We start from the raw sequence: 25566 nt of genomic DNA, 5'->3' as shown, positions 1-25566 counted from the left end.
CCGCGCGGCGTTTGAGCGCACCGGGCGCGGAGCGCCCGCCCGGAACGGGTCCGGGCGGAGCCCGGGGAACGGTGGAAGGGCGGGTAGGGGACCCAGCGCCGCGCAGCGGCACGACCACCCGCACACGACCACCGGCCACAGCCACGGGGCCCGGCCCCGCCCCGCACCCGACGGACGGAGTCCGGCGCGGCGGCGCGTGACAAGCTACGGCCGGCCCCCCAGTCGGGCCACGGCGGCGGCAGCCGCGCGGCAGCCGGCGCGGGCGGAGTCCGCGGCGGTCGCCCCCGCGAGGCGGGCCGCCAGGAAGCCGCCCGCGAACGCGTCCCCGGCGCCCGTGGTGTCCACCGCCTCCGCCGGCTCCGCCTCGACCTCGGCGGTGATCCGCCCGCCCTCGGCGACGATCGCGCCGCCCGGACCCCGGGTCACCACCACCAGCGGCACCCGCCGGCTCAGCTCCTCCGCCGCCCGGGCCGGTTCCCCGACCCCCGCCAGCAGCCGGGCCTCGTCCTCGTTCGGCAGGAGCACGCCCGCCCCCGCCACGGCGGCCAGGAAGCGGTCGGGGCCCAGCTCGGCCAGGAACCCCGCCGAGGCCGGGTCGACGCTCACCGGCACCCCCCGGGTCCGGGCGGCCCGCAGCGCGACCAGGGCCAGCTCCCGGCTGCACTCCGAGAAGAACAGGTAGCCCGACAGGTGCAGGTGCCCGGCACCGTCCAGCAGCGCCGGCACCCAGTCGGCGGGGCACAGCCGCAGCGAGGCCCCGCTGTCGGTCAGGAAGGTCCGCTCCGCGTCCTCGCCGACCAGCGCCACCACCGTCCCGGTCGGCTCCGCCGGGTCCACCACCAGCCGGGGCCGTACCCCCGCGTCGACCAGCGCCCGCTCGTGCCAGCGGGCCGACTCGGAGCCCACCCGCGCGAGCAGGCGCACCTCCGCCGTGCCCGTACGGGCCGCCCAGCAGGCGGCGTTGGCCCCGGCCCCGCCGGGGAGGGTGCGGATGCGGGCGGCGGTGTCGGTGGCCGGGGCCAGCGGCTCGCGGTGCACCGCCACCACGTCCGTCACCACGTCGCCGACCACCAGCAGCGCCCCCGGCAGTGCCGCCGGCGCCGCCGTCATGCGCGGGCCGCCCAGGCCCGCGCGATCCGCGCGCCGAGCCGTACGTTGCCGCGTACCGCCGCCAGGTTCGCCTCCAGCGACGCACCGCCCGTCGCCCGCACCAGGAACCCCAGCAGGAACGGCGTCACCGCCTGCCCCGTGATGTCCCGCTCCCGGCACTCGGCCAGCGCCTCGGCCAGGACCCGGTCGTGCAGCGCCGGATCCAGCTGCTCCGCCTCGGCCACCGGGTTGGCGACCAGCAGCGCCGACTCCGGCCCTCCGACGGCGTCCTGAGCAGCCATCACCGCCGCCACCTCCTGCGGCTCCTCCACCGTCCAGTCGACCGGCTCTCCCGAATCGGCCAGGTAGAAACCGGGGAACCGCTTCGTCCGGTAGCCGACGACGCCGACCCCGAGCGTCTCCAGGCGCTGGAGCGTGGCCGGCACGTCCAGGATCGACTTCACCCCCGCGCACACGACCGTGATCCGGGTCCGGGCGAGCAGCGACAGGTCCGCCGACTCGTCCTGCGAGAGCGTCCACTGACGGTGTACGCCGCCCAGCCCGCCCGTCGCGAACACCCGCAGCCCCGCCCGCGCGGCCAGGAAGGCCGTCGCCGACACCGTCGTCGCCCCGGTCGCCCCCGCCGCGAGGGCGGGCGCGAGGTCCCGGTGGCCCAGCTTGCGCACCCCCTCACCCGCGGAGATCCGCTCCAGCGCGGCCTTGTCCAGGCCCGCCCGCGGCACCCCGTCCACCACGGCCACGGTCGCCGGAACGGCGCCCTCCGACCGGACCAGTTCCTCCAGTTCCAGCCCCACCTCCAGATTGCGGGGGCGCGGCAGGCCGTGCGCGATGATCGTCGACTCCAGGGCGACGACGGGCCGGCGCGCGGCGAGCGCCTCGCGCACCTCTGGCGACAGGACCGGGATCTCGGATGCTCTGTGCTGTGGCATGTCCCCATCCCTGGCACGGGATTCACGCCCCCAAACACGCCCCTCCCGCTCCGGCGCGAACCTGTCCGAGTAGCGTGCCCGGATGGACACCCGGACCTTCTACGACGAACTCGCCCCGCGCTACGACCTCATGTACGCGGACTGGGACGCGAGCATCGCCCGCCAGGGACGTGCTCTGGACGCCCTGCTCACCGCCTCGCTCGGCCCGGGGCCGCACACCGTGCTCGACAGCGCCTGCGGCATCGGGACCCAGGCGCTGGGCCTGGCGGGCCTGGGCCACCGGGTCACCGGCACCGACCTCAGCCCGCTCGCCGCGGCCCGTGCCGCGCGCGAGGCGGCCGCCCGCGGTCTGACGCTGCCGGTCGCCGCCGCGGACATGCGCGCGCTGCCCTTCCCCGACGCCTCCTTCGACGCCGTCGTGTGCGCCGACAACGCGCTCCCGCACCTGCTGACCGCCGAGGACGTGGGCGCCGCACTGGCCGAAAGCCGCCGGGTGCTGCGCCCCGGCGGGCTGCTGCTGCTCTCCACCCGTCCCTACGGCGAGCTGCGCAGGACCCGGCCCGCGAGCCAGGCCCCGTACGTGCGGACCGGACCGGAGGGACGCACCGTCACCTTCCAGCTGTGGCACTGGCACGCCGACGGCGAGCGCTACGACGTGGAGCTGTTCCAGCTGCTGCCGTCCGGCGAGGGCTGGAGCACGACGACGTCGAGCGCCACGTACTGGGCGCTGCCCGAGGAGGAGACGTCGGCGTACGTGCGGCGGGCGGGCTTCGGCGAGCCGGTCTGGCACTCCGCCGAGGACACCGGCTTCCACCAGCCGGTCCTCGGCGCGCGCCGGCCGGTGGTGCGGACGCGCTCGACGGAATGACGTGTCGTACGCGCCCGCGCTGGACGCTCTGGTGACCGCGCGGGCGGGGGCGGGGCCCCTAGGCTGACGCACCATGAGCACCAGTGACCACAGCGCCCCCGCCTCCTTCGCCGTGTCCGTCGCGGACGTCCCCGACGCCGAGCTGGAGGCCGAGGAGCTCGATCCCGCGCAGATCGTCTCCGGCACCCCGGCCGTGACCGGCAAGGTGCTGTGGGAGTCGGCGGACGGCTCTCAGATCCGGGGGATCTGGCAGATCACCCCCGGGGTGGTCACCGACACCGAGGCCGACGAACTGTTCGTGGTGGTCAGCGGCCGCGCCACCATCGAGGTCGAGGGCGGCGCGACGTTCGAGGTGGGTCCGGGTTCGGCCTGCGTGCTGCGCGAGGGCGACCGGACCACCTGGACGGTCCACGAGACGCTGCGCAAGGCCTACCACATCAACTGCTGAGGCCCCCCGGCTTCGCCGGCTGGGGGTGGCGGCGGGCGGTGAACAGGGCGAGCGCCGCCATGGGCAGCAGGAGCGCCGCACCGATCGCGTTGAGCCAGCCGTAGCCGGCCTGGGACATGACCAGCCCGGCGGCGGCCCCGCCGACACCGGCGGCGGTGTTCATCGTCAGGTCGCTCAGGCCCTGTACGGCGGCCCGTGCGGCCTGCGGCACCGAGTCGGTCAGCAGCGCCGAGCCGGAGACCATGCCGGCGGACCAGCCGAGCCCGAGCAGGAAGAGCCCGGCCGCGCTCTGGGCGTGGTTCCCGTGGGCGGTGCCGGCGAGCAGAGCGGCGAGGGAGAGCAGGCCGGCCGCGAGCCCGATCACGGACAGCCGGCCGAGGCGGTCGGCGAGCCAGCCCATGACGGGGGAGAAGGCGAACATGCCCGCGATGTGGCCGCTGATCACCAGGCCGACGAGGCGCAGGCCGGCGCCGTGGTGGCTGAGGTCCATCGGCGTCATCACCATGATCGAGACCATGGCGGTGTGGGACACGGCAACGGTCAGCAGCGCGAGCCTGGCCCGCGGCGAGGCCTTGACGGCGGCCAGGCCGGCGCGCAGCGAGCGGGCCTGACGGGACTGTTCCCCGGCCCCGGCCAGGGCCCGGGCGGTCAGCAGCGGGTCGGGCCGCAGGAACACCGCGAGCAGCGTGCCGGTGAGGACGAAGACGGCGCCGGCCCACACGAAGGGGCCCGCCGTCTGGGGTATGGAGGTGCCGGCGAAGCTGTCGCTGGCGGGGGCGGAGAGGTTGGGCCCGAGCACCGCGCCCAGGGTGGAGGACCAGACGACGAGCGAGATCGCGCGGGCCCGCCGGTCGGGCGCGGCGAGGTCGGCGGCGGCGAAGCGGGCCTGGAGGTTGGCGGAGGAGGCCGCGCCGAAGGCGGCCATGCCGAGCATCAGCAGCGGGAAGCTCCTGACCGAGGCGGCCAGGACCACCAGGGCCGCGCCGAGCGTGCCGATGGCGTACGCCACCACGAGCCCCGGGCGGCGTCCGCGCGCGGTCATCAGGGCGGCGAGCGGCAGGGAGACCAGGGCGGTGCCGATCACCGCGGCGGTGGAGGCGAAGCCGGACAGGGCCTCGGTGCCGCTGATCTCGGTGGCCAGCACGGGGGCCAGGGCGATGCTGATCGGCACGCCCAGGCCGCCCAGGATCTGGCTGGCCATGAGCACCGCGGACGTCCGGCGCTGGAGCCGGGGCAGGTCGGCGGCGTCGACCGGCGCGGCCGCGCCGCCGCTGCCGAGGGCGGTGCCGGGGGCTGCGTCGGGGGAGGTGCTCATGCCGGACACCCCCGGCGCTGGGGTGTGTCGGGGCCGGACGGGACGGGGCCTGGAGCGGCAGGAGTGGTCACGGCGGCAGTTTCCCACCGCAGGCCGCGCGGGGGAACCGGGTATACCCGCCCCGGGCCGTGCGGCCACCGGCTGGCACCGCGGCGGAACCCGCAGGTCAGAAGAGGGGCTGCGGGAGCACGCCCTCCAGCGCGAGCAGGATCCGCTTGGTCTCCACCCCGCCGCCGAACCCGCCGATCCCGCCGTCGTTCTCCACCACGCGGTGGCAGGCCACCACCAGGGGCAGCGGGTTCGAGCCCATGGCGTTGCCCACGGCCTGGGCCGCCCCCGGCTGCCCGACGCGGGCGGCCAGCTCCCCGTACCCGACGACCGATCCGTACGGCACCGAGCGGTCGAGCTCCAGCAGCACCTGCTTGTTGAAGCCGGAGCTGAGCCGCCAGTCCAGCGGCAGTTCGAAGCGCCGCAGAGAACCGGCGAAGTACGCCTCCAGCTGGCGTATCGGCTCGGCCAGCAGCACCTCCTCGCCCGGGTCGGGCCGCCACGCGTCCGCCCCGAGCCGGGAGACCAGCGAGCCGATCATCCGGCCGGCCCGGTCCGGTCGCGCGTGGAACTCGACCCGGACCAGACCCCCGGGGGTCGCGGCCAGGAGCAGGGGGCCGATGTCACTGGGGACGACGGTCCATTCGAGGTGCGGCCCGCGGGGCCGCTCGGTGCTGTCCACGGCTCCACGGTACGGGCCGCCACCGACAGCGCGGCCGGATTCCGGGCCCCGGGGGCGTTCCCGCGTCAGAAGCCGATCACGGCGTTCCGCACCACGTCGGGCGCGTTCGTGATGATCCCGTCCACGCCCATGTCCCGGACCTTGCGGGCGGTGGCGGCGTCGTCCACGATCCAGGTGTCCACCTCCATGGCCTTGCCGTGGGCCCCCGTCAGGCCGTGCACCGCCGCCACCCAGTCCGCCGTGATCGTCGTGTGCCACGGATTGATCCGGTCCGTGAACTCCGCGTAGCGGGGCAGGTCGGCCACGGGCGGGGTACCCAGGAAGGCCGTCAGCAGGTCGGGGCGCAGGCCGTGCACGATCCGCACGGAGTCGGCGCTGAAGCTCTGCACGACCAGGCGGCGGGCGACGTGGTCCCCGTCGAGCCAGCCCAGCCGGCCCAGGAGGTCCAGCGTCTCGCCCTCGATGCCGGGGTAGAGCTCCGGTTTCTTGATCTCCAGCAGCAGCTTCTGCCGGTTCTCCCCGACCCGCTCCATGTACTCCCGCAGCGTCGGCACCCGGGCGCCCGCGAAGCGCGGCGAGAACCAGCTGCCCGCGTCCAGCCGCGCGATCTCGGCCGCCGTGAAGTCCTTGACCCGCCAGGGCGACCGGCCGGGGAAGACCTGCTCGGCGTCGGTGGTGCGGGCGAGGGTGTCGTCGTGGATCACCACCAGCTCGCCGTCCCTGGTCCGCTGGACGTCGTTCTCGACCCAGTCGAAGCCGAGCCGCCCGGCCAGGTCGATCGCTTCGAGGGTGTTCTCCGGGGCGTACGCGGAAGCACCCCGGTGGGCGTACACGACGGGGCCCAGGACCCCGCTCGTGCCGTCGGGGGAGCCGGGGCCGGTGGCGGCCGGGGAGGCCGTCCCGCCCAGCACCGTGAGGGCGAAACCCAGGATCGCGGCGGCTGCCGCGGTGGCGGGTCGGACGTACATGTGGTCTCTCCTCGGGTCGTGAGCCCTGGTCCTGCGTCAGACGGGTGCGGAGCGGGAGGCATTGCGGCGGTGCACTTCACGGCGGAGCGTGCACGGCGATCATCGGCGCGAAGATCACCGGGATGCCACCGAACTACGACAAACAGACCGGAAAGGAGGAGATCCGCTCCGCCCGCCGGACCTGTCGCGGGGCCCCGCGGCCCCGCGGAAGGACGTGAGTGTCGGTGCGGGGTCGTACGGTGGAGTCATGCGGCCCGTATCGAAGATCGAACGCACGGTGGCACCCTTTGAGGTCGTCAGCCCGTACCAGCCCAGCGGTGACCAGCCGGCGGCCATCGCCGAGCTGGAGAAGCGCATCCGCGCAGGTGAGAAGGACGTCGTACTGCTCGGCGCGACCGGTACGGGCAAGTCCGCCACCACGGCGTGGATGATCGAGAAGCTCCAGCGGCCCACCCTGGTGATGGCGCCGAACAAGACGCTGGCCGCCCAGCTGGCGAACGAGTTCCGCGAGCTCCTGCCGAACAACGCCGTCGAGTACTTCGTCTCGTACTACGACTACTACCAGCCCGAGGCCTACGTACCGCAGTCGGACACCTACATCGAGAAGGACTCCTCGATCAACGAGGAGGTGGAGCGGCTGCGCCACTCCGCGACCAACTCGCTGCTGACCCGGCGCGACGTGATCGTCGTCGCCTCCGTGTCCTGCATCTACGGCCTCGGCACCCCGCAGGAGTACGTGGACCGGATGGTCCGCCTCAAGGTGGGCGAGGAGGTCGACCGGGACCAGCTGCTGCGCCGCTTCGTCGACATCCAGTACACCCGCAACGACCTGGCCTTCACGCGCGGCACCTTCCGGGTGCGCGGCGACACCATCGAGATCTTCCCGGTCTACGAGGAACTGGCCGTCCGCATCGAGATGTTCGGCGACGAGATCGAGGCGCTGTCCACCCTGCACCCGCTGACCGGCGAGGTCATCAGCGAGGACCGCGAGCTCTACGTCTTCCCCGCCAGCCACTACGTCGCCGGCCCCGAGCGCATGGAGAAGGCGATCACCGGCATCGAGGCCGAGCTCGCCGGGCGGCTCGCGGAGCTGGAGAAGCAGGGCAAGATGCTGGAGGCCCAGCGGCTGCGCATGCGCACCACCTACGACCTGGAGATGATGCGCCAGATCGGGTCCTGCTCCGGCATCGAGAACTACTCGCTGCACATGGACGGCCGCGAGCGCGGCTCGGCCCCGAACACCCTGATCGACTACTTCCCCGAGGACTTCCTCCTCGTCATCGACGAGTCGCACGTCACCGTGCCGCAGATCGGCGCCATGTACGAGGGCGACGCCTCGCGCAAGCGGACCCTGGTCGACCACGGCTTCCGGCTGCCGTCCGCGCTCGACAACCGGCCGCTGAAGTGGGAGGAGTTCCTCGAGCGGGTCGGCCAGACCGTCTACCTGTCGGCCACCCCCGGCAAGTACGAGCTCTCCCGCTCCGACGGCTTCGTCGAGCAGATCATCCGCCCCACCGGCCTCGTCGACCCGGAGGTCGTGGTCAAGCCCACCGAGGGCCAGATCGACGACCTCGTCCACGAGATCCGGGGCCGCGTGGAGAAGGACGAGCGGGTCCTGGTCACCACCCTCACCAAGAAGATGGCCGAGGACCTCACCGACTACTTCCTGGAGCTGGGCATCCAGGTCCGCTACCTGCACAGCGACGTCGACACGCTGCGCCGCATCGAGCTGCTGCGCGAGCTGCGGGCCGGCGAGTACGACGTACTGGTCGGCATCAACCTGCTGCGCGAGGGCCTCGACCTGCCCGAGGTGTCGCTCGTGGCGATCCTCGACGCCGACAAGGAGGGTTTCCTGCGCTCGGGGACCTCCCTCATCCAGACCATCGGCCGTGCCGCCCGCAACGTCTCCGGCCAGGTCCACATGTACGCGGACAAGATGACCCCGGCGATGGAGAAGGCCATCGACGAGACCAACCGGCGCCGCGAGAAGCAGATCGCCTACAACACGGCCAACGGGATCGACCCGCAGCCGCTGCGCAAGAAGATCAACGACATCGTCGCCACCATCGCCCGCGAGGAGCTGGACACCGAGGAGCTCCTCGGCACCGGCTACCGGCAGGCCAAGGACGGCAAGGCCGCCAAGGCGCCGGTCCCCGCGCTCGGCGGCAAGGCCGCGGCCGTCGCCAAGGGCAAGGGCGGCAAGACGGCCAAGGCCGCCGTCGTGACCGACCGGCCCGCCGCCGAACTGGCCGCGCTCATCGAGCAGATGACCGAGCGGATGAGGGGAGCGGCCGCCGAGCTCCAGTTCGAGGTCGCCGCCCGGATCAGGGACGAGGTGGGCGAGCTGAAGAAGGAGCTTCGCCAGATGAGGGAAGCGGGCCTCGCCTGACCCCGGGGCGGTCAGTAGGGTGTGGAAACGCCGCAGGCGCACGCTGCGGGCCTTTAGGGGCGGGCTATGGAGAGGGGAACGCGCGTGACGGTCAACATGACCAAGGGTCAGGCCATCAGTCTGCAGAAGCAGGACGGCGGCACGCTGACCGCGGTCCGGATGGGCCTGGGCTGGCAGGCGGCCAAGCGCCGGGGGCTGTTCGGCTCGCGGACGCGGGAGATCGACCTCGACGCGTCGGCGGTGCTCTTCGCCGACAAGCAGCCGGTGGACGTGGTCTTCTTCCGGCACCTGCAGAGCGACGACGGCTCGGTCCGCCACACCGGCGACAACCTGGTCGGCGGCGTCGGCCAGGGCGGGGACGACGAGGCCATCCTCGTCGACCTCCAGCGGGTCCCGGTCCACATCGACACGATCGTCTTCACGGTGAACTCGTTCACCGGCCAGACCTTCCAGGAAGTGCAGAACGCCTTCTGCCGCATCGTCGACGAGACCAACGGCCAGGAGCTGGCCCGCTACACCCTCGACGGCGGCGGCCAGTACACCGCGCAGATCATGGCGAAGGTGTCCCGGACCGGCGGCGGCTGGCAGATGACGGCCCTCGGAAACCCGGCCAACGGCCGGACCTTCCAGGACCTGATGCCGACGATCCTGCCGCACCTGTAAGAGCAGTACCGACAAGAGAAGACGGCACGGGGGAGGGGCTGCACGATGACGGCCGAACTGGTCCGGGGGCAGAACCACCCCGTGCCCCACGACAGGGTCGAGATCAGGGTCTCGGCGGGCACGCCCGTGCTCGCCCTGGCCTCCCTGGCCGACGAAGAGGGCCGCCTCGCGGGCCCCGGGGCGCTGGCCCGGCCGGGCGGCCGGGCCCCCGCCTGGCTCCGGCTGCCGCAGGAGGCCGCCGACCGCCACATGCTGGCCGTCGACCTCGAAGCCGTCGCCGCGGAGGTCCACCGGATCGGCCTGCTCCTCGTCCTGCCGCCCGGCGGGCCGCTGAGCTTCGGCTCCGTGCCCGCCCCGCACGCGGCGGTGGCCCCGCCGGACGGGCCCGAGTTCGCCGGGTTCACCCTCACCGGGCTCGGCGCCGAGACCGCTGTCGTGGCCCTGGAGCTCTACCGGCGCCAGGGCGCCTGGAAGGTGCGGGCCGTCGGCCAGGGATACGCCGAGGGCCTCGGCGCCCTGCTCACCGACGGGGGCCTGCCCGCGCCGCAGGCCGCCGAGCTGGCCGCGGCCGTCCTGCGCGGGCCCGAGGGCGCCGCCGGGGCCGACCGGACCCTCGCCGCCCTGCCCCCGCGGGCCCAGGACGCCCCGCCGTCCGACCGGCAGGCGGCCCCGGCTCCGGCCGCCGCCCCCGAGCCGCCGGATCCGGTCCCGGTCTCCGGCGCCCCCTACCCGGGCACGCCCGGCCCCGTCCCCGCCGCCCCGGGGGACACCGCGGCCGCGCAGGGCCCGCCCACCATCGACTACGCCCACCCGCGCCGCCGCCGCACCGGCGCCGAGGCCCCCGAGCCCGCACCCCGGCCCGCGCCCGCGGCGGACCCCGGCCGGCCCCCGGCCCCGGTCGCCGGCGACGCCAGCGGCTGGTCCATGGACGAGCGGCTCTACAACCAGGTCTGGGGCATGTTCGAGGACCTGGCCCGCACGGTCGCCGCCTACCGCAGCGCCGTCGACTTCGCCGACGCGCGGCTGGACCGCGAACTGGACGAGGCCCTGTCCGACCCGCGCCACCGCGTCGGCGGCGCCGGGGACGCCGCCCGCGAGACCGCCCGGGCCCGCCGGGACGACCTGGTCGCGCAGGCCAGGGCCGTCCTGGACCGGGACCTCGCCCAGCTGGTCGCCGAGTCCGACGTGGTCGAACCCGCGCTGCCGGCCGCGTACGCGCGCTGGGACAACCCCGTCTGGCACGGCGGCGGCGTGCCGGAGGAGGCCCCGCTCGCGCTGCGCCTGGGCAACCTGAGCCTGCCCGAGATGCCGGGCCTGCGGATCCCGATGCTGATGCGGGTCCCGCTGGAGCGCGGCCTGTGGATCGACAACGGCCGCACCGGCTCCGAGGCCGCCATGGCCATGGACACCGACCGGCTGCGCCGCGCCGCCATGGACATGGCCGTCGCGCACGCCGTACGGCTCCTCGCGGTACACCCGGCCGACCGGTTCTCCGTCCACGTCATCGACGCCGCCGGGGCGGGCGCCGCCTCCCTGGCCCCGCTGGTGCGGGCCGGGGTCCTCGCGGCACCGCCCGCCGCCGGCGCCGAGGAGGTCGGCCGGACCCTGGCGCGGCTCACGCGGCGCGTGGACCTCGTACAGATGGCGCTGCGGGCCGGCGCCCCCGAGGAGCTGCCCGCGGACGTGGACCGGGCCGAGCAGCTGCTGGTCGTGCACGACTTCCCGCACGGGTTCGACGACCGGGCGGTCACCCAGCTGCGCTACCTGGCCGACGAGGGCCCGTCGGTCGGGGTGCACCTGCTGATGGTCGCCGACCGGGAGGAGGCCTCCGCGTACGGGCCGCTGCTGGATCCGCTGTGGCGCTCGCTGATGCGGCTGTCCCCGGTGCCGGACAGCCACCTCGCCGACCCCTGGGTCCAGCACGCCTGGACCTTCGAGCCGGACCTCCCCCCGCAGGGCAGCACGGTGCTCGAACGGGCCCTGGACCGGGTGCGGGAGGCGCGGGGCACGGCCCGCCCGTGACCGGACCATGACCGGTGGCTGACCTCTTCTTGGGGAGCCCTTTACCTTTCGCCTCCTCCGCGGGTACCCTGGGATCCGCGGAGGGGAGTATTCCTGCTATTTCCTGCGCGGCGTGCCCGTCAATACGGACCACTGTGGCGATCTACGCAGTGGGTCCCGGGGCGCCGGCCCGCGGCCGGACGGCCGCCGGGTGGAAGAGACCTCCGGCAGCGATGACGCTGACCATGTGCTGAGCCATCCGCCGGAGGCGTGAATACCGTGGACGTTTCGATGACCTTGTGGGTGCTGACCGTTGCCGGTCTGTGCATCCTCATCGGCGCCGATTTCCTCATCGGCCGCAAGCCGCACGACGTTTCGATCAAGGAAGCGGGCATCTGGACCGTCGTCTGGATCGTGCTCGCCGTCCTCTTCGGCCTCGGCCTGCTGTTCTTCGGCAACGCCCAGGCCTCCCAGGAGTTCTTCGCCGGCTTCATCACCGAGAAGTCCCTGAGCGTGGACAACCTGTTCGTCTTCGTCCTGATCATGGCGAAGTTCTCCGTACCCTCCCACCTCCAGCAGCGCGTCCTGCTGGTGGGCGTACTGATCGCCCTCGTCCTGCGCGCGATCTTCATCGCGGCCGGCGCCGCGATCATCACCACCTTCTCGTGGGTCTTCTACATCTTCGGCGCCTTCCTGATCTACACCGCCTGGAAGCTGATCCAGGAGGCCCGCAAGGACGAGGACGAGGACGAGTTCGAGGAGAACCGTCTCCTCAAGTCCATCGAGAAGAAGTTCGGCGTCGCCGACCGCTACCACGGCACCAAGCTCTTCATCCGCGACAACGGCAAGCGCGTCCTGACCCCGCTGATGGTCGTGATGCTCGCCATCGGCACCACCGACGTGCTCTTCGCCCTGGACTCGATCCCCGCGATCTTCGGCCTCACCCAGGACCCGTACATCGTCTTCACCGCCAACGCCTTCGCCCTCATGGGGCTGCGCCAGCTGTACTTCCTGATCGGCGGCCTGCTCAAGAAGCTGGTCCACCTCAGCTACGGCCTGTCGGTGATCCTCGGCTTCATCGGCGTCAAGCTGGTGCTGCACGCCCTGCACGAGTCCGGCGTGCACGTCCCGCAGATCTCCATCCCGGTCTCCCTCGGCGTCATCTGCGGCGTCCTGGTGATCACCACCATCACGAGCCTGATCGCCTCGAAGAAGCAGGCCCAGGCCGAGGCCGCCGCCGCGGAGCCGAAGAGCGTCGACGCCTGACCGGCGGACCGTGAGGGACGGGCCCGGGAGCAGCGGCTCCCGGGCCCATCGCGTGCCGGCCCGCGCCACGCGCCTCATGCCACCGCCGGCTCGCTCCTCGCCGCCCGGACCGCGGCCGGCCGGGTGTCCGGGAGCAGGGCGAAGCAGCCGAGGCTCACCAGCGAGACCGCCGTCAGGTACACCGCCACGCCCCACGGCGGGCCCGAGCCGTCCGCCAGGGCCGTCGCCACGACCGGGGTCAGCGCACCGCCGAGCACACCGCCCAGGTTGTAGCCGACCGCCGCGCCCGTGCAGCGCAGCCGCGGGGGGTACAGCTCGGGCAGGTAGGCGCCGACCACGGCGAACATCAGCACCATCGCCAGCAGCGCGCCGACGCAGCCCACCGTCATCAGCAGCGGGTCCGCCGTGTGCAGCAGGGCGACGAACGGGAACATCCACGCCGCGCACGCCGCGCTGCCGGCCAGGCACAGCGGCCGCCGCCCCCAGCGGTCGCCGAGCACCGCGAGCAGGGGGGTCACCAACCCCATGAGCAGGACCGCGGCCATGACGATGGCCAGCATCACGGTGCGGTCCACCCCGTGCCGGGCGGTGGCGTACGCGAGGGACCAGGTGGTGACCGCGTAGAAGACGGCGTACCCGACGGCCATCGCCCCGCCGGTCAGCAGGAGCAGCCCCCAGTGGCCGCGCACCGCCTCGGCCAGTGGGGCGTCGGCCTGCCGGCCGGACTCGGCGAGCGCACGGAACTCCGGGGTCTCCTCGACCGACCGGCGCAGCCACAGTCCGGCCAGCGCCAGCAGCCCGGCCGCCCAGAACGGCACCCGCCAGCCCCAGGCGGTGAACCGGGCTTCGCTCAACGCCCCGGACAGCGCCAGGGTCAGGCCGTTGGCCAGCAGGAACCCGGTGGCGGGGCCCATCTGCGGGAAGCTCGACCACAGACCGCGCCGCCGCTCCGGGGCGTGCTCGGCGGTCAACAGGACCGCCCCGCCCCATTCGCCGCCCAGGCCCAGCCCCTGGAGGAAGCGCAGCAGGAGCAGCAGGACCGGCGCGGCGATGCCGATGGAGGCGAAGGAGGGCACGCACCCGACGGCGACCGTGGCGAGGCCGGTCAGGAGCAGCGAGCCGAGCAGCACCGGGCGGCGCCCGTAGCGGTCGCCGATGTGGCCGAAGAGGGCGGAGCCGAGGGGGCGGGCGAGGAAGCCGACGCCGAACGTGCCGAAGGCGGCGAGCGTTCCGGCGAGCGGGGAGAAGGAGGGGAAGAAGAGCGGGCCGAGCACCAGGGCGGCGGCCGTGCCGTAGACGAAGAAGTCGTAGAACTCGATGGCGGTGCCGACCAGGGCGGCGGTGGCGAGCCGGAGCATCGAGGGTGGGGAGGGGGGCCGGGAGGGGTGTCGTTGCATGGTGCAGCAACTACCCCAACCCGCAGCCCCAGGACATGCGTTCGGTCAAGGTCGACCGGAAGGAGTGCCCGGCCCCGCGGGGTTGACCACGGCCTCCACCGGCCGCACCCGTCTCACACGATGAGCCCAACTGAACGCGCGGACGGGCGGTCCGGCGTGTCGAATGACCGGGAAGCGGCTTTTCACCTCCATCGTCCCCAGGGAGCGCCATGAGCCTGCCATCCGAGCCGCCCGCCGAGGCGCCCGCCCCCGGACGGCGGCCCTCGCGTTCCCGGAGGGTCGTGGCCGGCACCGTTTCGGCCGTGCTGATCACGCTCACGTGCATCCTCGTCCCGGTCTCGCTGCTCACCGTGTGGGTCCACGACATCGTGCTGGACACCGACCGGTACGTCTCCACGGTCGCCCCGCTCGCCTCGGACCCGGACGTCCAGGCCGCCGCCGTCCACCGCATCACCGAGGCGGCCGACGTCCGCGTCGACGGCGCCGAGGTCACGTCCGACCTGGCGAAGTGGCTCGAATCGCAGGGGCTGCCGCCGCGTGTCGGCCTTGCCGTCAGGGCCTTGGGCCCCCAACTGGACTCCGCCGCCGACGCGGCCGTCTCCAAGGTGGCGACCCGGTTCGTCGAGGGCGACAGGTTCGAGAGGATCTGGACCACCGCCAACCGGGCCGCCCACAGCGCCGTGGACCGCGCGCTGACCGGTGAGGGCCGCGGCGCGCTGGAGGTCGAGGGCGGCACCGTCAGCCTGAACATCGGCGAGGCCGTGGAGAAGGTCAAGGAGGACCTCGTGAAGGCCGGCATCTCCCCGGCCGAGAAGATCCCCGAGGTCGACAAGCAGATGGTGCTCTTCCAGTCCGACGAACTGGCGAAGATCAGGAGCCTGGTTCACCTCCTCGACGTCCTCGGCAACTGGCTGCCCGTGCTCACCGTGCTCCTCGGCGTGGCCGGAGTCCTGCTCGCCCGGCGCCGGCGCCGGGCCCTGGTGACCACCATGCTGGGCGCGGCCGCCGCCTGCCTCGTCCTGGCCCTCGGCCTGGTCCTCGCCCGCCGTTACTACCTCGACCACCTTCCGGAGCAGGTCCAGTCGCCCGCGGCGGCCGCGGCCATCTTCGACACGCTCGTGCGGTTCCTGAGGGTCAGCATCCGGACCGCGATCGTCCTCGGGATCGTCGTCGCCCTCGGCGCCTACCTGTCCGGAGCCGGCCGGCTGCCGCGCGGCGTGCGCGGCAGGGCGGAGCGCGCGGCCGACTCCGCCGTGGGCTGGGGAGCGGGCCACGGAATGCACACGGGGCGCGTCGGGATCTGGGTCCAGGACCACCGGCGCTGGCTCACCACCGGTGTGCTGCTCGTCCTCGCGCTGGTGTTCGCGCTGTGGAACCACCCGACGGTGCTCACCGTCCTGCTGCTGGTGCTCATCCTGCTCGCGGTGCTGGCCGTACTGGCGCTGCTGGCGGCCGGTGGCCGGCGCGGGGACGGCGCCGGCGTCCCGCGTGGCGCTCCCGGGGGAGGGACGCGAGAATGAGAAAGCCGTACAGAGATCCACATCGGGTCGACCACAGCGCGGTGGGAGAGCACGGCAGGCCACCGCGGGGGCGCGTGGGACGGCAGTTCGTTTCCCACGGTGCCGTAGAGACGCAGGTGATGACCATGTGCCGATGGCTCGCGTACTCGGGTACGCCCATGCTGCTCGACACCATCCTGTACAGGCCGGCTCACTCGCTGATCGACCAGAGCCTGCACTCCAAGCTCGGAGTGGAGACGACGAACGGCGACGGGTTCGGTGTCGGCTGGTACGCGGACGACATCGAATCCCCGGCGCTCCTGCGGGACGTGGGTCCCGCCTGGAACAACCGCAACCTGAGGGAGATGGCGGACCACGTCCGCTCACCGCTGTTCTTCGCGCACATCCGGGCGTCGACCGGGACGGCGGTGCAGCAGTCGAACTGCCACCCCTTCCGGCACGGCCGCTGGATGTTCATGCACAACGGAGCGATATCCGGCTTCCACCTGATGCGCCGGGACCTCACCCTGCTCGTCGATCCGGCCCTCTACGCCGACATCGGCGGAACGACGGACTCCGAGGTGATGTTCTACCTGGCCCTCACGTACGGCCTGGAACAGGACCCGCCGACCGCCATCGCCAGGATGGCGGGAGTGGTGGAGCGCGTCGGGCACGAGCACGGCGTGGAGTTCCCGCTCCAGATGACGCTCGCCATGACCGACGGCGTACGCCTCTGGGCCTTCCGCTACTCCAGCGGGCGCGCCTCCCGCTCGCTCTACTACAGCAGCAGGGTGGACTCGCTGCGCAGGCTGTACCCGGACATGCCGTTCTTGCAGGAGGTCTCCGAGGAGACCCGCCTCATCGTGTCCGAACCCCTCGGGGATCTGCCCGGCGCCTGGAACGAGGTACCGGAGAGCAGCTACGGCGTCGTGCAGCCGGGCGTCGACGAGATGCACGCCTTCGCCCCGGTGGCCGCCTGAACGACCACACCGTTCCCGACCGACAGGAGAACCGGCCATGCAGAACGCGCTGATCGACCTGGCAGAGGAGTACGACTACCCCCTGCTGAACTTCTTCTGGACCATGATGCTCATCTTCCTCTGGGTGCTCTGGTTCATGCTGCTCTTCCGCATCATCGCCGACATCTTCCGCGACGACGGGCTGAGCGGCTGGGGCAAGGCGGGATGGACGGTCTTCGTCATCCTGCTGCCGTTCCTCGGCGTCTTCGTCTACCTGATCGCCCGCGGCCGCGGAATGGGCGAACGCGAGCTCAAGCTGGCCCAGCAGCAGGAGCAGGCCTTCCGCTCCTACGTTCGTGACAGCGCCGGGCCCACCGGCCCCGGCCATGAGCTGGCGAGGCTCGCCGAGCTCAAGAACCGCGGCGACATCACGTCGGCCGAGTACGAGCAGGCCAAGGCCAAGGTCCTCAGCTCCTGACACCGGACCGCAGCGGACCGGGCCGGACCAGGATCCACAGGAAGGTGAGGCCGATGCGCCCCTACCCGCCCATCGCCGAGCACGGTCTGATCGGAGACCTGCAGACGTGTGCCCTCGTCTCCTCCGAGGGCGTGCTCGACTGGTTCTGCTCACCCCGCTTCGACGCGCCCAGCATCTTCGCGAGCCTGCTCGACGACAGCCGGGGCGGCTACTTCGCCATCACCGCCGACCCGTCCGGAGTCTCCGACGACGGGCCGGCGGGGCCCGCCCGGCCCATCAGCCAGCAGCTCTACATGGCCGACACCGCCGTCCTGGTGACCCGTTTCCTCAGCCCCGAAGGCGTGGGCGAGGTCATCGACTTCATGCCCGTGCACGATCCGCACACCGTCACCGACCGGCACCAGGTGGTGCGGGTCATGCGGGGCGTGCGCGGGACGGCGCACTTCAGCCTGGAGTGCCGCCCGCGCTTCGACTACGGCCGGGCGCCGCACGACCTGGCGTTCGACGGTGCCGCCGCCCGCTTCGACGGCCCCGGCATCACCGCGTACCTGCAAGCCCTGGGGCCGGTCGACCTGGAGGCCGACGGTACGGACGTGCGCGCGGGGGTGACCCTGGCCGAGGGCGAACGCGCGGCCGTCCTCCTGACCGTCTGCGACGCCGACAGCGCGCCCCCGCCGGCGGTCAACGTGCACGACATGACGGAGGAGTTCAACGCCGTCCGCGACTTCTGGCACGCCTGGACCTCGCGCTGTACCTACCGCGGCCGCTGGCAGCAGATGGTCAACCGCTCCGCGATCACCATCAAGCTGATGACGTACGCACCGACCGGCGCGCCGATCGCCGCCGCCACCATGGGCCTGCCCGAACAGGAGGGCGGGGAGCGGAACTGGGACTACCGCTACACGTGGGTCCGCGACGCCTCCCTCTCGGTCCGCGCCATGCGCGCCCTCGGATTCACCGACGAGGCCGACGCCTTCCGCAGCTGGCTCCTCCGGCGGCTGCGGGACGGCGGCGCTCCCAACGGCGAACCCCTCCAGATCATGTACCGCGTCGACGGCGACCCGTACCTGACCGAGGAGACCCTCGACCACCTGGAAGGGTGGCGCGGATCCCGCCCGGTACGCTCGGGCAACGGCGCCGCGGACCAGCTCCAGATGGACATCTACGGCGAGGCCGTCTACGCCCTTGCCCAGACCGGCCAGGTCAGCAACGTCATCGGCTACGACGACTGGCTGCGCTGCGTCGCCCTGCTGGACTGGCTGTGCGACCACTGGGACCGCCCCGACGAGGGCATCTGGGAAACCCGCGGCGGCCAGAAGGACTTCACGTACAGCCGCCTCATGTGCTGGGTCGCCCTGGACCGCGGCATCCGCCAGGCCGTGGCCAACTCCCGCCCCTGCGACCTGGCCCGCTGGACGGCGACGCGGGACGCGATCCTGGAACAGGTCATGACCCTCGGCTGGAGCGAAGAGCGCCAGGCCTTCGTCCAGGAGTACGACAACACCGTCCTGGACGCCTCCTTGCTGCTCATGCCCCTGGTCGGCTTCATCGCCCCCAAGGACCCGCGCTGGCTGTCCACCCTGGACGCAATGGAGAGCGAACTCGTCTCCGACAGCCTCGTCTACCGCTACGATCCCGCCGCCTCCCCCGACGGTCTGCAGGGCTCCGAGGGCACCTTCTCCCTGTGCTCCTTCCTGCACGTCCACGCCCTCGCCAGGGCCGGCCGTGTCCATCAGGCCCGCTACTCCTTCGACAAGATGCTCACCTACGCCAACCACGTCGGGCTCTTCGCCGAAGAGGTCGGACTCACCGGCGAACAGCTGGGCAACTTCCCCCAGGCCTTCACCCACCTCGCCCTCATCACCGCCGCCCTCGCCCTCGACTCCGAACTCGACCAGGCCGTGGCCACCGCCTGAGCCTGCCGGTGGAAGGGGTGCGCCGCGATGGTGCTCGACCTGCTCCTCATCGGTCTGGCGGTCACCCTGTTCCCGCTGCCCGTCATGGCCTTCGTCCTGGTGGTGTCCGCACCCCGCGGGGTGCGGCTGGGACTGGTCTTCATCCTCGCCTGGCTGGCGTGCCTGGTGGCCGTGATCGGGATGGTCCTCCTCTTCACCGGCGGGCAGCCGCCCCCGCCCCGCTCTCCTCCGTCGATCGCTGCGCTCGTCGCCACTCTGGTGATCGGTTTCGGCTTGGTCGTGTACGGCGAGCGCCGGCGGCGCCGGAGCCGCCGTGACGCCACGGCCCCGGATCCCCGCGTGCGGGAGGGGGGCGAGGCTTCCGCACCGTCGACGCGGTCCCGGATGGACGAAGCCACCGCCTGGTCCGCGGCGGCCCTCGCCGTGCTCCTCCAGCCCTGGGGGATGGTCGCCGCCGCGGCCGCCACCGTCGTGCAGGCCGACCTCTCCCACGCGGAGTCCTTCCTGGCCCTCATGGGCTTCTGCCTCCTGGCCACCTCCACCCTGCTGGCCATGGAGCTGTACATGGTGTTCTCGCCGGAGAAGGCGCAGCGCGCCCTGCTGGGTCTGCGCGCGTGGCTGGAACGGCACAAGGACCAGGCGATCGTGGTCGTGTGCCTGCTCCTGGGACTGTGGCTCGTCGCCAGGAGCCTCTACCAGCTCACCGGCTGAGGTGCGGGGCCCCACGGCGGATGCTGCAATGAGAACGCGGCCGCCCGGCCGCCGACGCGCTGTCCGGCCCCCACCGCCGGCCCGTCGAGCCACACGTGAGGAGCCCTCATGAGCGACGACATCGAAGACATGGGCCCGGTCGACTACCTGGTCGTCGAGTTCCCCGGGAACCGTATGACGGGCGAGGCGTTCCCCCTGCTGATCGACCTCGTCGAACAGGGCATCATCCACCTCATCGACCTGCGGTTCGTACAGAAGGACGCCGACGGAACCGTCACCGCCCTGGAACTCACGGACCTCGACGGTGAGGACAACTCCTTCGGCCTGTCCGTCTTCGAGGGCGCGTCCTCCGAACTGCTCGACCAGGAAGACCTCGACGAGGCGGGCAACGCCCTCCAGCCGGGCAACGCGGCCGCGATCCTGGTCTACGAGAACCGGTGGGCCGCCCCCTTCGCCCGGGCCCTGCGCCGCAGCGGCGCGCAGCTGGTGGCGAGTGGCCGCATCCCCGTGCAGGCCCTGCTCGCCTCCCTCGACGCGGAGGAAGACGCGGCCGAAGGCGGCCGGCCGGCGCAGTGAGCCAGGCAGGCCGCCTCCGGACGGCCATCAGGTTCGGCGATCAGGTTCCGAGGATCCTGCTCTTCTGCTGCGCGAACTCCGCGTCGGTCAGGATCCCCTGATCCTTCAGCGCTCCGAGTTCCTTGAGCTGGTCGATCTTGCTGCTCATGTCATCCCCCATCGCCGGAGCGGCGGGGGCGGGCGGGGCGGCGGCCTGCTGCTGCGCCATGGCTTGTTCGTCCTGCGCGGCCCACCGGCCCGCCTGGCGCCGCGACACGCGGTTGGACACCGCCGTCGCCGTACCGGCGACCACCGCGGTGCGCGCTACTCCTCGAAGAAGACCGGGCACGTCGTTCTCCCTTGCTGACGGGGGCCGGCCCGGAAGTCCAGCTGCCGGCCCTCCACTGCTTCCAGCATCTCACCTCGGCAGGCGGCTCACCCGGTGGCTCCCGTGGTGATCAGGTCCGCGAGCCCCGGCCGGCCGGCACCGGCCAGGGCCCGTCGCTGGCGGTCGGCCGACGTGCCGTTGCGCAGCAGCCGGTGGACGAGCGAGCTCACCTCGCGGAAGTCACCGTTCTCCTCGAGGGCCGGGCCGATGTGCCGCAGGAGCGCGCACAGGACGTCCCCGCTGCTCCGCAGCCGGCCTTCCGGGTCCATCAGGGTGCCGCTCATCCCGTGCCGGGCCGCGTGCCACGTCGCGGCCTGCAGGATCTCCGGCGGGCACGGCGCGAGGGCGGTTCCCGCCTCCTCCTCGGCGAGCGCGGTGGCGGCGAGCCCGCGGACGACGCCGGCGAGCATGACCGCGTCGTCCGCCTCCAGCTGCACGTCACAGCAGCGCACCTCGATGGTCGGGTAGCGATCGGAGAGCCGGGCCTGCCAGTACAGCTGTCCCCGGTCGGGGATCAGCCCGGATTCCACCAGCGCGTCGGCCCGCGCGTCGTAGTCGGCGAACCCCGCGAAATGCGGCGGCGGGCCGCTGACCGGCCAGCGGCCGAAGATGATCGTGCGCCAGCTGGCGAAGCCGGTGTCCCGCCCGTCCCACAGCGGCCCGTTCGCGGACATCGCCAGCAGGGTCGGGAGCCAGACGCGCAGCCGGTTCAGGACGGCCACCGCGGTCTCCCGATCGGGAATCCCCACGTGGACGTGCATTCCGCAGATCAGCTGCTCGTCGACGAGCAGCCGGGCCTCCCCCCGCATCCTCAGATATCGCGCCGTGCTGGTGACGGGCACGGGGACGACGTCCCGGACCGGCGCGGTGGCGGACATGGCGATCCGGCAGCCGTTGGCCTGGGCGGCGGAGGCGACCGCGTGACGCAGCCGCAGGAGATGCCCCCCCACCTCCTCCAGGCCCGTGCAGACGGGCGTGGCGACTTCGATCTGGGCCTGGAGCAGTTCGTCCTGGACCTCTCGTTCGTCCGCGATCGGCGCCAGACTGGCCGTGGCACGCACCTCCTGCACGAGCGGCAGTGGCAGGAGCGTCTCCGGGTCGACCAGCAGGTATTCCTCCTCGACCCCAACAGTGATCATGCTGGTTGGTACCCCGAACCCGTCGTGGTCACCCGGGTGAGGGGACCGTTTCGTCGCAATAGGGGAAAAGCCGGGGCCCTCACGCCGGTGGAGGGCCGCCCGAGTCCGAGCTCAGACGGTGCTCGGCCCCGTGCCCCGCGGAAGGAACGCCGCCGCGGCGAGACCGACGAGCCCGAGGACGGCCAGTGTGATCATCGCGGCGGCGTAGGCGTGGGTGGTGAGGCCGGCGACGAGGATGGTGCCGGCGACCGCGGTGCCGAGGGACGAGCCGAGGTTGGACACGCTGCGCGACAGCCCGGAGATCTCGCCCTGCTGCTCCTCCGGGAAGCTCGACTGCACGACGTTGACCGACGGGGTCAGCATCACGCCGAGCCCCAGGCCGATCAGCAGCAGCCCGGGCACGAACGCCCAGGGATTCGGCGAGCCGCCCACCAGGGCCAGCAGGACGGCGATGCCGGCGGTCGTCAGCACGAAGCCCGTCATGATCAGCGTGCGCTGTGCGCGCCGCTTCGCGAGGCGGGCGGCGGCCAGGGAGGACGCGAGCAGGCCGACCGTGGCCGCCGTGAAGATCACGCCGGTCTGGATCGCGTCGTACCCGCGTACGACCTGGAGGTAGGCGGCGACGACGAACGACGTCCCCATCAGCACCAGCCACTGGATGTTCTGCGTGACGAGACCCAGGTTGGACGTGTGGTTGCGGAACAGGCTCGTCGCCAGGAGGGGCTCCTTGCCGGCCCGCTCCTTGGCCCGTACCGACAGGAAGAACCACAGCAGGAAGAGCGCACCGAGGACGAGCAGGGCGAGCATCAGCCAGAGGTTGTCGTCGGCCGCCAGGATCCCCGTGACGAGGAGGATGAGCCCGACGGCGGAGAGGACCGCCCCACCGGTGTCGAAGGGTCGCGTGGGATCGGGCGGAAGGGGGTCCTCGACCCGGCGGCTCAGCATGATGATCAGGGCGATCACCAGGGCCTGGAACACGAAGGCCGCGCGCCAGCCGATGCCCGAGGTGATGAGGCCCCCGATCAGCGGCCCGGCGGCCGCGCCGACGCCGCCCAGGGCCATGATGGTCCCGAAGGCGCGGGCGCGTGAGGTCATGTCCGTGAACAGCAGCGTCGTGAGGATGTAGACGGGCGGGATGAGCAGGGCCGTCCCGATGCCCTCGAGGATCGAGTTGCCGAGGATGAGGACGCCCAGGCCCGGCGCCGCCGCGCTCAGCAGGGCGCCGACACCGTAGACGGCGAGACCCGTCAGGAAGCACCGTTTGCGTCCGTAGCGGTCGGTCAGCTTGCCGCCGGGGATCATCAGCGCCGCCATGACGAGGAGGAAGATCGTGATCGCGACCTGCACGCCCTGGACGGTCGTGTCGAGGTCCCGGCTGATGTCGTTGATCATCACGTTCATGTTCGAACCGGCGAAGCTGCAGATGAACTGGGCCAGGGCGAGCGGGGCGAGCGCGCCGCGCATGGCACCGGTCGTGCGTCCCGAGGTGTCGGCTTCAGGCACCGGCGTCGCTCCCTCCGCTTCGTGCCCGCCGCCACCGGCGTGCCCTGCCTCAAGACTGCGCCCCGGCCCGGCCCGCCGCACTCCGGACCCCGTGTCCCGCCCCCGCGCGGGGCACGGGGTGAGGTCCTAGGGTTGAAACCCGGTGCTGAGGACGCAGGTCCAGGCAGGAGCACAGCGATGTCACAGAGCAGGACCGCCGCGATGCGCGCGGTGCCCGGCAGCACGCCCCAGGAACGCGCCGCCCGGGGCAAGGAGGCCCGCAACCGCTCACCCCGTTCGGGGCACGCCGTGTACCGGCCGTCCCCGGACCGGCCGGACCCGCTGGCCATCCTGGAAGAGCAGTCCGGGGACCGGGTACCCGAGCTGGTCCCGATCCGCTACGGCAGGATGCTGGAATCGCCCTTCCGGTTCTACCGGGGAGCCGCCGCGATCATGGCCTCCGACCTGGCCGGCAGTCCCGACTCGGGCATCACGGCCCAGCTGTGCGGGGACGCGCACCTGCTGAACTTCCGGCTGCTGGCCTCCCCGGAGCGGCGGCTGATGTTCGACATCAACGACTTCGACGAGACCCTGCCCGGCCCCTGGGAGTGGGACGTCAAACGGCTGTCGGCGAGCTTCGTCATCGCCGCCCGGGCGAACGGCTTCGACGACGCCGAGCGCGCGGGCATCGTGGGCACCGCCGTGCGCTCGTACCGCGAGGCGATGCGCGGCTTCGCCGGCATGGGCAACCTCGACGTCTGGTACGCCAGGATCGACCAGGACCGTCTGGAGGCCTTCGCGGCGGCCCAGCTCGACGAGGGTGGCCGCAGGAAACTCACCCGTGCGATGGCGAAGGCACGTGAACGCGGCACGCTACAGGCCTTCGACAAGCTCACGGAGGTGGTCGACGGCCGGCCGCGCATCGCGGCGGACCCCCCGCTGCTGGTGCCGCTCACGGACCTGCTGCCGGACGCCGAGCGCAGCGCGATGGAGGACCGGTTCGAGCACCTGATCGCCACCTACGGCTCCTCGATGGCGAGTGACCGGCGGACCCTCCTGGAGGACTACCAGCTGGTGGACATGGCCCGCAAGGTGGTCGGCGTCGGCAGCGTCGGAACCCGCTGCTGGATCCTGCTGCTCCTCGGCCGCGACGACCGGGACCCGCTCCTCCTGCAGGCCAAGGAGGCCGGCACCTCCGTGCTCGCCGACCACCTCGGCGCGAGCAGTTACCGCAACCAGGGCGAGCGCGTCGTGTCGGGACAGCGGCTGATGCAGGCGGCGAGCGACATGTTCCTGGGCTGGGAGCGGGTGGACGGGATCGACGGCAGGCGGCGCGACTTCTACATCCGCCAGCTGCGCGACTGGAAGGGGATCGCCATGCCGGAGACGATGTCGCCCGCACAGTTGGCGGCGTTCGCGGAGCTCTGCGGCCTCACCCTCGCCCGTGCGCACGCGCGCTCGGGCGACCGGATCGCGATCGCCTCGTACCTGGGCGGCGGCGTGGCCTTCGACCGGGCGCTCGTCACCTTCGCCGAGGCGTACGCCGACCAGAACGAACGCGACCACCAGGCCCTGGTCGACGCGGTGCGCGCGGGCCGGCTTCCCGCGCAGGAGCTTCCGGGGGCCTGACCGGGTGCCGCGCCAACAGAGCAGCGGCCGCCCCACGCCCGTTTCGGGCGGAGGCGGCCGTGGTCACCACGGTCACCAGCCTCGTGCGCGCCACTCCGCGAGGTGCGGGCGCTCGGCGCCGAGCGTCGTGTCGTTCCCGTGGCCCGGGTAGACCCAGGCCTCGTCCGGGAGGACGCCGAACAGCTTGGCCTCCAGCCCGTCCATCAGGGAGTTGAACTCCTCAGGCTGCGTCGTGCGGCCGGGGCCGCCGGGGAACAGGCAGTCGCCGGTGAACACGTGGGGGTGGCCGTGCGGGTCGTCGTAGACCAGCGCGATCGAGCCGGGGGTGTGTCCGACCAGGTGGCGGGCGGTCAGCGACACCCGTCCGACGGTGACCGTGTCGCCGTCCTGGACCGGCACGTCCGTGGGGACCGGGATGCCCTCGGCGTCGTAGGCGCCCGCGTAGGTGCGCGCGCCGGTGGCGTCGACGACGGCCTGGAGCGCGCCCCAGTGGTCGCCGTGCCGGTGGGTGGTGACGACGGACGCGATGCCGTCGTCGCCGATCAGGTTCAGCAGCGTGTCCGCCTCGGCCGCCGCGTCGATCAGCAGCTGCTCGCCGGTGGCCCGGCAGCGCAGCAGGTACGCGTTGTTGTTCATGGAACCCACCGCGACCTTGGAAATCATCAGGTCCGCGAGTTCGTGCACGTCGGCCGGACCGCCGACCTTGACCGCTCCGCTGTACGTCAT

23 protein-coding genes are annotated in these 25566 nt (G+C 72.7%); 13 read left to right on the top strand and 10 right to left on the bottom strand.

The features are described 5' to 3' along the window. Window positions 1-204: 204 nt before the first annotated feature. The gene (locus tag D1J60_RS09280; RefSeq protein WP_206436504.1) at window positions 205-1110 is read right to left on the bottom strand and encodes a PfkB family carbohydrate kinase; all 906 of its coding nucleotides are present in this window, start codon (window positions 1108-1110) and stop codon (window positions 205-207) included. Further along, window positions 1107-2039 carry a pseudouridine-5'-phosphate glycosidase gene (locus tag D1J60_RS09275; RefSeq protein ID WP_125820782.1) on the bottom strand — a complete coding sequence of 311 codons (933 nt, stop codon included), beginning with the start codon at window positions 2037-2039 and terminating at the stop codon, window positions 1107-1109. The genes D1J60_RS09280 and D1J60_RS09275 overlap by 4 nt, the downstream gene beginning before the upstream one ends. An 82-nt stretch (window positions 2040-2121) precedes the next feature. On the opposite strand from D1J60_RS09275, the gene D1J60_RS09270 reads away from it, so the two are divergent. Further along, entirely contained in the window at window positions 2122-2907 is a 786-nt protein-coding gene (locus tag D1J60_RS09270) for a class I SAM-dependent methyltransferase (protein ID WP_125820781.1), read from the top strand. A 73-nt stretch (window positions 2908-2980) separates the two neighbouring features. After that, complete coding sequence (locus tag D1J60_RS09265; RefSeq protein WP_125603377.1) at window positions 2981-3355, top strand: cupin domain-containing protein; 375 nt, start codon at window positions 2981-2983, stop codon at window positions 3353-3355. Here the strand turns inward: D1J60_RS09265 and D1J60_RS09260 are convergent. From D1J60_RS09260 to D1J60_RS09250, 3 genes are all read right to left on the bottom strand, one after another. Further along, window positions 3345-4670, bottom strand: coding sequence for an MFS transporter (locus D1J60_RS09260; RefSeq protein WP_125603376.1), 1326 nt, complete (start codon window positions 4668-4670; stop codon window positions 3345-3347). The genes D1J60_RS09265 and D1J60_RS09260 overlap by 11 nt on opposite strands. 166 nt (window positions 4671-4836) lie before the next feature. Continuing rightward, window positions 4837-5400 carry a methylated-DNA--[protein]-cysteine S-methyltransferase gene (locus D1J60_RS09255; RefSeq protein ID WP_125820780.1) on the bottom strand — a complete coding sequence of 188 codons (564 nt, stop codon included), beginning with the start codon at window positions 5398-5400 and terminating at the stop codon, window positions 4837-4839. 65 nt (window positions 5401-5465) lie between these two features. Then, a complete protein-coding gene (locus D1J60_RS09250) occupies window positions 5466-6368 on the bottom strand; it encodes a glycerophosphodiester phosphodiesterase family protein (protein ID WP_125604095.1) in 903 nt (300 codons plus the stop codon). 247 nt (window positions 6369-6615) lie between these two features. On the opposite strand from D1J60_RS09250, the gene uvrB reads away from it, so the two are divergent. The 4 genes from uvrB (at window position 6616) to D1J60_RS09230 (ending at window position 12687) form a co-directional block, all read left to right on the top strand. After that, complete coding sequence (uvrB, locus tag D1J60_RS09245) at window positions 6616-8757, top strand: excinuclease ABC subunit UvrB (RefSeq protein WP_125820779.1); 2142 nt, start codon at window positions 6616-6618, stop codon at window positions 8755-8757. A gap of 84 nt (window positions 8758-8841) precedes the next feature. Beyond that, a complete protein-coding gene (locus D1J60_RS09240) occupies window positions 8842-9420 on the top strand; it encodes a TerD family protein (protein ID WP_125820778.1) in 579 nt (192 codons plus the stop codon). A 45-nt stretch (window positions 9421-9465) separates the two neighbouring features. Next, window positions 9466-11442, top strand: a complete 1977-nt coding sequence (locus D1J60_RS09235) for a TerD family protein (RefSeq protein ID WP_125820777.1) — start codon at window positions 9466-9468, stop codon at window positions 11440-11442. 258 nt (window positions 11443-11700) lie between these two features. After that, window positions 11701-12687, top strand: a complete 987-nt coding sequence (locus tag D1J60_RS09230; RefSeq protein WP_125820776.1) for a TerC/Alx family metal homeostasis membrane protein — start codon at window positions 11701-11703, stop codon at window positions 12685-12687. Window positions 12688-12761: 74 nt separating this feature from the next. On the opposite strand, the gene D1J60_RS09225 is transcribed toward D1J60_RS09230, so the two are convergent. Next, entirely contained in the window at window positions 12762-14084 is a 1323-nt protein-coding gene (locus D1J60_RS09225) for an MFS transporter (RefSeq protein ID WP_241253193.1), read from the bottom strand. Window positions 14085-14293: 209 nt separating this feature from the next. Between D1J60_RS09225 and D1J60_RS09220 the strand changes: the two genes are divergently transcribed. The 6 genes from D1J60_RS09220 (at window position 14294) to D1J60_RS09195 (ending at window position 20223) form a co-directional block, all read left to right on the top strand. Further along, entirely contained in the window at window positions 14294-15604 is a 1311-nt protein-coding gene (locus D1J60_RS09220; protein ID WP_241253192.1) for a hypothetical protein, read from the top strand. A gap of 125 nt (window positions 15605-15729) precedes the next feature. Further along, complete coding sequence (locus tag D1J60_RS09215) at window positions 15730-16563, top strand: class II glutamine amidotransferase (protein ID WP_125820775.1); 834 nt, start codon at window positions 15730-15732, stop codon at window positions 16561-16563. A gap of 37 nt (window positions 16564-16600) precedes the next feature. Further along, window positions 16601-17020: an SHOCT domain-containing protein gene (locus tag D1J60_RS09210; protein WP_125820774.1), complete on the top strand. Its 420-nt coding sequence runs from the start codon at window positions 16601-16603 to the stop codon at window positions 17018-17020. Window positions 17021-17073: 53 nt separating this feature from the next. Further along, complete coding sequence (locus D1J60_RS09205; RefSeq protein WP_125820773.1) at window positions 17074-18936, top strand: glycoside hydrolase family 15 protein; 1863 nt, start codon at window positions 17074-17076, stop codon at window positions 18934-18936. A 27-nt stretch (window positions 18937-18963) separates the two neighbouring features. Then, on the top strand, window positions 18964-19647 hold the full coding sequence (locus D1J60_RS09200) for a GAP family protein (RefSeq protein ID WP_125820772.1): 684 nt from the start codon (window positions 18964-18966) through the stop codon (window positions 19645-19647). 108 nt (window positions 19648-19755) lie between these two features. Continuing rightward, window positions 19756-20223: a DUF6325 family protein gene (locus tag D1J60_RS09195; RefSeq protein WP_185899488.1), complete on the top strand. Its 468-nt coding sequence runs from the start codon at window positions 19756-19758 to the stop codon at window positions 20221-20223. A 40-nt stretch (window positions 20224-20263) separates the two neighbouring features. On the opposite strand, the gene D1J60_RS09190 is transcribed toward D1J60_RS09195, so the two are convergent. From D1J60_RS09190 to D1J60_RS09180, 3 genes are all read right to left on the bottom strand, one after another. Next, window positions 20264-20551 (bottom strand): SHOCT domain-containing protein, encoded by a 288-nt coding sequence (locus D1J60_RS09190; protein ID WP_125820771.1) that lies wholly within the window; start codon window positions 20549-20551, stop codon window positions 20264-20266. An 86-nt stretch (window positions 20552-20637) separates the two neighbouring features. Further along, a complete protein-coding gene (locus D1J60_RS09185; RefSeq protein WP_125820770.1) occupies window positions 20638-21729 on the bottom strand; it encodes a glutamate--cysteine ligase in 1092 nt (363 codons plus the stop codon). A 111-nt stretch (window positions 21730-21840) separates the two neighbouring features. Continuing rightward, window positions 21841-23193, bottom strand: a complete 1353-nt coding sequence (locus D1J60_RS09180) for an MFS transporter (protein WP_206436632.1) — start codon at window positions 23191-23193, stop codon at window positions 21841-21843. 216 nt (window positions 23194-23409) lie between these two features. Between D1J60_RS09180 and D1J60_RS09175 the strand changes: the two genes are divergently transcribed. Continuing rightward, on the top strand, window positions 23410-24840 hold the full coding sequence (locus D1J60_RS09175) for a DUF2252 domain-containing protein (protein ID WP_125820768.1): 1431 nt from the start codon (window positions 23410-23412) through the stop codon (window positions 24838-24840). Window positions 24841-24912: 72 nt separating this feature from the next. Here the strand turns inward: D1J60_RS09175 and D1J60_RS09170 are convergent, their stop codons facing one another. Next, complete coding sequence (locus tag D1J60_RS09170; RefSeq protein ID WP_125820767.1) at window positions 24913-25566, bottom strand: MBL fold metallo-hydrolase; 654 nt, start codon at window positions 25564-25566, stop codon at window positions 24913-24915.

The organism is Streptomyces sp. W1SF4 (assembly GCF_003950035.1).
GTDB classification, from domain to species: Bacteria; Actinomycetota; Actinomycetes; order Streptomycetales; family Streptomycetaceae; genus Streptomyces; species Streptomyces racemochromogenes.
The sequence above is the reverse complement of the archived record's forward strand: the minus strand, read 5'-3'. Positions and strand labels throughout refer to the sequence as shown.